This window comes from uncultured Chitinophaga sp. (genome assembly GCF_937874145.1).
GTDB lineage: Bacteria > Bacteroidota > Bacteroidia > Chitinophagales > Chitinophagaceae > Chitinophaga.
Genome location: NZ_CALNBI010000318.1, coordinates 1 through 2,894, shown reverse-complemented (window position 1 = coordinate 2,894; position 2,894 = coordinate 1). Strand labels below are relative to the sequence as shown.

At 59.5% G+C, this 2,894-nt stretch carries 2 protein-coding genes and 1 pseudogene; all 3 read left to right on the top strand.

Annotated elements, in window-relative coordinates; genetic code table 11:
* Nucleotides 1-583 (top strand): annotated as a pseudogene (locus Q0510_RS15405) (hypothetical protein); the annotation flags it as partial.
* 10 nt (nucleotides 584-593) lie between these two features.
* Nucleotides 594-2,390, top strand: a complete 1,797-nt coding sequence (locus Q0510_RS15400; RefSeq protein ID WP_298713618.1) for a RagB/SusD family nutrient uptake outer membrane protein — start codon at nucleotides 594-596, stop codon at nucleotides 2,388-2,390.
* 11 nt (nucleotides 2,391-2,401) lie between these two features.
* Nucleotides 2,402-2,894, top strand: a 493-nt coding sequence (locus Q0510_RS15395; protein ID WP_298713615.1) for a carboxypeptidase-like regulatory domain-containing protein, incomplete at its 3' end; no start/stop codon positions are given.

Genomic DNA, 2,894 nt, shown 5'->3' with positions numbered 1-2,894 from the left:
GTTCGGACAGGTACGGCCGGGAGACATCAAATACAAAGACCAGAACGGCGACAAAGTGATCGACGCATACGACGAAGTGTACCTCGGCCAGGGGAATTTCCCCACGCTGCAATACGGCGCGGGATTGGGGCTCCGCTTCAAAGGCATCGACCTCAACATGCTGTTTACCGGGCAAAACGGCCAGCAGCTGGGCCTCACCGGCGAATCCGTATGGGAATTCCATGACAACGGCACCGTGCGCGACCATCACCTGGGGCGCTTCAATCCCGAAGATCCATCCACCCACGCCAACGCCACTTACCCGCGCCTTTCCCTCAGCAACAAGGCCAACAACCAGCGCACGTCCACCTACTGGCTGCGCGACGGCAGAATGGTACGGCTGAAAACCCTGGAGCTGGGATATACCCTGCCGAAGAAACTCGCGGAAAAGATCCGGCTCGACAATGCGCGCATCTACGCCAGCGGCTACAACCTCTTCACCTGGTCGCCGACAGACCTCGTAGACACCGAAGCCCGCTCCAGCCATTACGTGCTGTATCCCATCCAGCGCATCATCAACGCCGGTATCAGTGTCACCTTCTAAAAGCTTGAAAATGAAAAAACGTAAACTCGCGATACTTTCCATACCCATCTGCCTGGCGGCTGCATCCTGCATGAAACCGCTGAACGTAGTGCCGGTGGAGTTCAAATCCGCCCAGTTCGTGTTCAGCGACTCCGGCCGGGCCGAGCTCTTCATCAACAACGCCTACACCGACCTCCCGGCCGATGTGCACAATTCCTTCAACTGGCTCGACGGCAACGCCATGCTGGCCTCTGCCACAGACGAAGCAATGCACGTATCCACCAACAAAACCGTTCCTTCCGCCGCACAGCGCATGAGCGCCGGCAACTGGAACCCTTCCAACATGAAATACTGGCGCGCGGGCGACGGCGCTGGTGAGATCGGTTCCTGGATGAAGTATGGCGGCTACCATGGCAACCGAAAAGCCAACACCGCCATCAAAAACCTGCATCTTTTACCGTCTACCGTTACCGACCGTTTCCGCAACCGCATGATGGGCGAAGCGCTCTTCCTGCGCGCCCTCCATCACTGGTTCCTCTTCCAGCGCTGGGGCGGCATCCCGATCGTGGACCGCTCGTTCGAAGCTTCGGAAGACGTGCTCATCCCCCGCAATTCGGTGAAGTCGGTCGTGGACTTCATCGTGAGAGACTGCGACGCCGCCTTTGCGCTCCTGCCCGAAGAGCCTTACTACGAGCCCAATGAAGTAGGCCGTGCAGACAGGGGCAGCTGCCTGGCCCTTAAAGCCAAGATCTTGCTGTATGCGGCCAGTCCGCTCTACAACCGCGCCGGCGCGGATTCCCTCACCGCCTACACCACGCCCGTGGCCGACCGCTGGGCTATTGCCGCCAAAGCCGCGCAGGACGTGGTGGACCTGAACTGGTACACGTTGTATAAGCCCGGCACCAACGGGCAAACGAACTATGCCAGCTTCTTTAACGCCTGGGGCGCAGGCACCACCAACCGCGAGCTCATCTTTGCCAGGCTGCGTACGCCCAACCGCGAAACGGAGAACGATAACTTCCCGGCAGGGTTCACCAATGCCCGCGGCGGCACCTGTCCTTCCCAGGACCTGGTGGATGCCTACGAGATGGCGGACGGCACGCTCTTCAGCTGGAACAACCCCACGCACGCGGCGGCGCCTTACGCCAACCGCGATCCCCGCTTCTACGCCAGCATCATTTATAACGGCGCCCGGTACAACCCCTTCGCGGGACAGAACAATTATACGTTCCAGATCTACACCGGCGGCGTGAATGCCAGCGGCAACGCCAAAACAGAAACGGGTTATTACCTCAACAAGTTCATGGATTACGCCAACGTAAACCCCGCGCAGGGCTCCGGCAATACTTACCACAACTGGGTGTATTTCCGGTATGCGGAAGTGCTGCTCAACCTCGCGGAAGCCGGCAACGAAGCGGGCGGCCCCACTTACACTGCGCCGGGCACACCGAACGGGCTCACGCCGGTGCAGGCGCTGAACCTCGTGCGCGAGCGCGCGGGCATGCCTTCCGTCGAAACGGCGCTGGCCAGCCGCGGGGTGGCGCTGAACCAGTCTACCCTGCGGGATTTCATCCGTAACGAACGCCGGATAGAACTGGCATTCGAGGATCATCGGTACTTCGATGTACGGCGGTGGATGACCATCGAAACAATGCCGAAGTTCATCCGCGGGGTGGAGATCACCCGGAACGGCGACGGTACGTTTACGTATGATCCCACAGTTCAGGTGGAGCAAAAGCTGTTCGAGAAGAAACATTACTTCTTCCCGATACCGCAAATCGAAATGAACCGTAATCCCCAAATGCGCCAAAACCCGGATTGGCAATAAAATCAAGACAGATGAAAAAAATACTAACGTTCCTCATACTGCTCTGTTTTTCCATCCCGGCAGCGATGGCCCAGAGCAAAACCATCACCGGCAAGGTGGTGGACGCCGCCGGCGAACTCCTGATCGGCGCCGGCATCACGGAGAAGGGCACCTCCAACCGGACGGTCACCGATCCCAAAGGCGAGTTCAAACTCACGCTGACCGGCAACGCCCCCGTGCTGCAGATCACTTATGTGGGCTACGTGACCCAGGAAGTGACGGTCGGCAATAAAGCCATCGTGCACATCACCCTCGAATCCGACGCCACCAAGCTCGGCGACTACGTGGTGGTAGGCTACGGCACGCAGAAAAAAGCCAGCGTGGTGGGCGCCATTTCCCAGGTGAAAGCCGAAGAACTGCAGCGCGCTTCCACTCCCAACCTCTCCAACGCCATCGCCGGGCGCGTATCCGGCGTGGTGACCGTGATGGGCTCCGGGAAACCCGGCGCCGACGATGCGCAGATCT

What these genes read in the sequence shown, in the direction of transcription:
- Q0510_RS15400 (WP_298713618.1), top strand. Translation starts at nt 594, where the DNA reads ATGAAAAAACGTAAACTCGCGATACTTTCCATACCCATCTGCCTGGCG.